This window comes from Mycobacterium sp., assembly GCF_032162605.1.
GTDB lineage: Bacteria > Actinomycetota > Actinomycetes > Mycobacteriales > Mycobacteriaceae > Mycobacterium.
Map to the genome: position 1 here is coordinate 1 of NZ_JAVROT010000557.1, position 5,436 is coordinate 5,436.

Below are 5,436 nucleotides of genomic sequence, written 5' to 3' on the forward strand. Positions count from 1 at the left end.
TCGCCAACGGCCAGCGCCACGGGGTACTTGGTGGTGAACCATCCCACCGTGCGCGACAAGTCAATGGCCGACGCCAGTTCCTCCTGGCGGCCGTGGCCCTCCACGTCGATGCCGATCGGCGTCCCGCCGGTACCCAGGAACTCCGCCCAGGCCAACCCGAACGCGATCAACAGGATGTCCTGCACCCCGGCGTGGAACGCTGCGGGCACCTCACCGAGCAGTAACCGCGTCATCTCGGCGTTCAGTGACACCGAAAGGCGTCCGGCGCTGGCGTAGGTGTCCACCGCCGGTTGCACCGCGGGCAACGCGGGCGGCACCGCCGCCAACTCCCGCCAAGAATCGGCCTGCCCGACCACGTCCGCGGAGCGGGCGTGGTCGTTGAGCAGCGAGGACCAGCGGGCGAACGACGTGCCTCCCGTCGGCAATACCACCGGCTGCCCGCTGTGATGCTGAGCCCAGGCAATGTTCAAGTCTTCCAACAGAATTCGCCACGACACCCCGTCGACGGCCAGATGGTGAATCATCAACGCCAACTGGCCGGTGTCGGGCACCCACAGCGCGCTGAGCATCGCCCCGGCGGCAGGGTTCAAGCGCGATCGCGCCGCCACCAGCACGTCATCGGACAATACATCGACCGCCTGCAGGCAATCGCGGGCGTCCACCGAGCCGACCTCGGGAACCGTCGGCGACCAGCCGCCGGCGCCGTCGTCGTCGACGCCAAGCCGCAGCGTGGCGTGCCGATCCAGCAGCGCCTGCAACACCACCACCACGTCGGCATCGGTGACTCCCGTGGGGGCTTGCACCACCAACGTCTGGTTGAACTCGTCAACCGGGCCACCGACGCCGTGCAGCCAGCGCATGATCGGGGTGGCCACCACCGGCCCGATGCCCTCATCGACCTCGGCGGCCTCACCGCCGGCCACCTCGGCGACCGACGCCAGCCGGGCCACGGTCTGCTCGACGAAGACGTCGCGCGGCCGGCACAGCACCCCGGCTGCACGGGCCCGCGCCACCACCTGCATCGACAGGATGCTGTCCCCGCCCAGGTCGAAGAACGAGTCGTCCACTCCGACCCGCTCCACCCCGAGGACCTGGGCGTAGATGCCGGCCAGGATCTCCTCGACCGCGTCGCCCGGCGCCCGGTAATCATCTCCGATGCCGCGGTATTCCGGTGCCGGTAAGGCGCGGGTGTCCACCTTGTTGTTGGATGTCAGCGGCAGCGCCTCCAACACCACCACCGCCGTCGGCACCATGTAGGGCGGCAGCCGATCCGCTAGTTGGGCGCGGGCTTCGGCCGGATCGGCGGTCCCGGTGACATAGCCGACCAGGCGTTTGTCGCCGGGACGATCCTCGCGGGCGATCACCACCGCGTGGTCCACGCCGTCCAGACGCGCCAACGCCGCCTGCACTTCACCGACCTCGATGCGATAGCCGCGGATCTTGACCTGTTCATCGGCGCGACCTAGGTAACGCAGCTGGCCGTCATCGCCCCAGCACACCAGGTCCCCGGTGCGATACATCCGCACACCGGGCGCCCCGAACGGACACGCCACGAACCGCGTCGCCGTCAGATCGGGCCTGCCCAGGTACCCCGATGCAACACCTGCACCTGCCACGTACAACTCGCCGACCACACCCACCGGCACCGGCTGCATCCAGGCGTCCAGCACGAACAGCGCCGCCCCTGCTACCGGAGAGCCGATCGGCACCACACCCGACCCCGGTGTCAGCGGCGCACTGATCGCTACACACATCGTGGTCTCGGTCGGGCCGTAGGCGTTGATCATCACTCGCCCGGGCGCCCACCGATCCACCACTGCGGCCGGGCAGGCCTCGCCAACCACCACCAACGCCACCGACTCCAAACCCTCTGGAGACAGCATCGCCACCGCCGAGGGAGTCTGAGTGAGAACGCTGACGCGTTCCTCAACCAGCACGTCGTGGAAGTCCTCGGGTGAGCCGGCAACCAATTCGGGCACCACCACCAGTCGCCCACCGCGCAGCAGCGCACCCCAGATCTCCCACACCGAGACGTCGAAGGCCAGGGAATGACACAGCGGCCACACTCCAGGGCGCGGCAAGCCGGCATCCAGCGATGCCATCAACTGGGTGACGTTGTGGTGGGTGACGGCCACCCCCTTGGGGGCACCGGTGGTGCCCGAGGTGTAGATGATGTACGCAATGTCCTCAGGGGCCGGCGTCGGCAGTGCGGTGCCGGGTTGCGAGGCGACGGCCGGGTCGTCGGCATCGATGACCAGCAGGTCGAATTCGTCCAGGCGCGGACGCAGCGCGGTCATGGTGATCGCGGCGATCGGCGCGGAGTCAGCGAGGATGAATTCCATTCGCGATGCCGGCACGGCAGGGTCGATCGGGAGATATGCCGCGCCGGTCTTGAGCACCGCCAGGATCGCGACGACGGCCTGAGCTGACCGTTCCGACAGCAGCGCTACCCGCTCACCCGGGCCGACGCCCTTGGCTGCCAGCAGGTGCGCCAACCGATTAGCGGCCTCATCGAGCTCGCGGTACGTCAGTGAGCCGCCCTCGAACGTCAGCGCCACTGCATCTGGCGCGCTGGCCACCTGCACGGCGAACAGCTCCGGCACCGACGTCGCGACCGGCGCGGGCTGCGTCAACGTCGCTCGATTGCCGATCTCGTCGAGCCCGGCTTGCTCGACCCCGTCCAACGCATCCACCGACGACAACCGCCGCTCCGGATCGGCCGCCATCGCCGTCACGAGCCGTTGCAGGCGTTCCGCTAGATCCGCGACCTCGAAATTTGAATACGGCTGCCCCGCACCGGCTGTGCTGAACGCGAGCTGATCACCGGAGCCAATGAAGAACACCCCGAAGTGACCCATCGGGCCGTGGTTGGTGACTTCGACCGTTGCCGGGGAGTCACCGAACGTGAGACTCATTCTGGACGGGAGAAAGTTGACACCAATTCGATCGGACGCCTGCCGTCGGCCTGAAAGGCCGCCGTCACGATCGATAAGATGCACCGGAAACCGCTGATGTCGAAGTAGTTCCCGGATGCGTGTGTCCACCTGCCGGCAGAAATCGGCGACCGTAGCTTCCGGCGGCGTCTCCAGCACGAGGGGTACGACCCCGGTGAGCATCGCCGGAAGTGTCTTCGACTCTGGACTCACTCGCCTGCTGACCGGGAAGTCGAGCGCTACCTGTGAACCGTTTCCGGACCACCCACGCGCCAAAAGTGCACACGCCGCGGTTATGACCGAATAGCGACGGATACGCAAGCTCTTGGACAGATCCCTGATTTGTCCGACAACGGCCTGATCCACTGGAACCGACGCCGAGGGGGTGTATGGATCACGCTCGCTTGACGCTTGCGGCGGCCGGTGATCCAGTCCACTTTCCGGCGGCAGGTTGGTGCTCCAGTAGTCCTGGTCTTCCAGGAATTCGGAGGACGCTTCATATCCGGTTTCGAGATCGACGAGGTCCTGCAACGAACCGAAGTAGGCAGGCGACGAGGCTTCTCCTGAAACAAGTGCCGAGTAGATGTTGGCGATTCGACTACTTACCAGCGCCATGCCCAATCCATCAACAGAGATGTGGTGGCCCAAGCCGAAGAAGTAATACTCGTCTGGCCCCGTCTGGAATAACGTAAATTTCACCACCCGGTCGGTCAGCGGCATCGGAGTGTGCTGAATCGCCGAAGCTATCTCGCGGACTTTATCAACGGGCTGATCCAAGCCGCTGACATCATGAAAGTCCAAATCGATATCGGAATAGTCAATGGCCTTCTGGAAGACCTGACCATCCACCTCGAAAAAAGCCGCCCTCGCCGGTTCGGCTTCTTGCATCGCTTGACGAACGGCCTGCTGGAGTAGATCGCGTTGTATCGGCCCGTCAATCTTTCCTAAAAGGCCAAGCTGCCACTCCGTACTGGCAAGACCGCTTTCCTGTGAAAGCCAGATATCCAACTGCCCGCGCGACAGTGGTAGCGCGCCGTTGCCAGGCTCCATCCCACTCTCCCCACCAGACGATTTAACGTTCAGGAGGCCCCACCCTGCGCCAACCTATCGCGCAGGCTCTTGGGCCGTATATCAGACCAGTTGTGGTCAATATACTCTAGACAGGCAGCGCGGTCCGCTTCGCCGTACGCCACCCGCCAACCAGCCGGAACGTCGGCAAAGGCCGGCCATAGGCTATGTTGCTCCTCGTCGTTGATCAAGACGAAAAAGCTGCCATTGTCATCATCGAACGGATTGATGCTCACGTTTCTCCAAGATGTTTAGTGGACGTCGCAAACATACTGTAGGCCCACGAGCTTGGCGCGGGGTTTCCCTGAAGTTCACGATGTGACGCCCGACGCAGCTCGGCCAAAGGTTCGCGGTGCGGGGTTGCGGAGCGACTTGCAGTGCTGTGGATAGCCAGGTTGTGTGCAGGACGCCCGATCTTGAAAAAGGGCGACTTAGGCGGTAAGCCTACTTCGGCGAGATGGTCCGCGCGTTGCCCACTGAGCGCAACGCCGAGCGTGCACGCCTGGGACGAGGACGAGTTACGCCCAATCGGAATGCGCCCCCCGCTCAGAGCGACCCTGCGTGCGTTGGGCCCGACACGGCCGAGGCACCACGCCGAGGGACTCGTCACTCGCTCTGTGTAACGGATTGCGTTGCTCCTCGTATAAAGGGATGGGACTGCGCGATGGCCAGCGCGTTGGACCTTGTTTCCCAAGAAGATCTCTGGAGGCCCGCTTCTATTTGTACTCGCCAAGACAACGCCATTGACCTGCTGGTCGCTGAGATCTACCTGGGATCGCCCCCTTGTTTTGGGCCTCTCCATGACGATCGGCGGAAGTGCTTCAACCGGGCTTTCGTCGGGTACGCCACATCCAGGCCGTGGGCGTCCGCGCCCAGTGGGCTTGAATCCTTGCCGTCTGGGTCGCGCTGGCTATTGACTCCGCCGCTTCCTGCAGTCGGATGCGGCACGGGGTCGGTGTTTGCTGCCAGCGAACCATGCGGCCCCCCGTGCCCGAACCCGACGATGGCCGAACCAAACCGCGATATGCGCAAATACTGACGCGGCGCAAACTAGCGGAAAGACCTTTGCGAGTTGGACGAATTCTGCGATCTAGGGACGTACCACCCTGCGGGAACAGTGATCGCACGCCATCCAATAGCCTTCCCCGCCATCATGCGGAATATCGGCCAGCTACAATCACGGAGCATAAGAAAAATAACAATCGTCGTAATACGAACATGTTTAAGGGGGCAACGGGCGGGTCATCCGCCCGGATATCGACGGTGATGCTCGGGGAGGATCTGACCAGCGACTCGACGCGATATACACCAAGCGACGGCCGCGATATAGACATCAACGAGCGTTACACGGGAGTTAATATCGCGTTACGGAACTCCTCGCACGCCGTCTGCCCCGAAGATAATTCCGCAAGAGCGGTGCTGCGCCATCTCAATA

General features: G+C 64.1%; 2 protein-coding genes. Both read right to left on the reverse strand.

Translation table 11 applies throughout. The annotated features are described in order from the left end of the window. Window positions 1-3,983, reverse strand: a 3,983-nt coding sequence (locus QOI01_RS31010; protein ID WP_526387224.1) for a non-ribosomal peptide synthetase, incomplete at its 3' end; no start/stop codon positions are given. A gap of 29 nt (window positions 3,984-4,012) precedes the next feature. Then, a complete protein-coding gene (locus QOI01_RS31015; RefSeq protein WP_526387226.1) occupies window positions 4,013-4,237 on the reverse strand; it encodes an MbtH family protein in 225 nt (74 codons plus the stop codon). Window positions 4,238-5,436 lie beyond the last annotated feature (1,199 nt).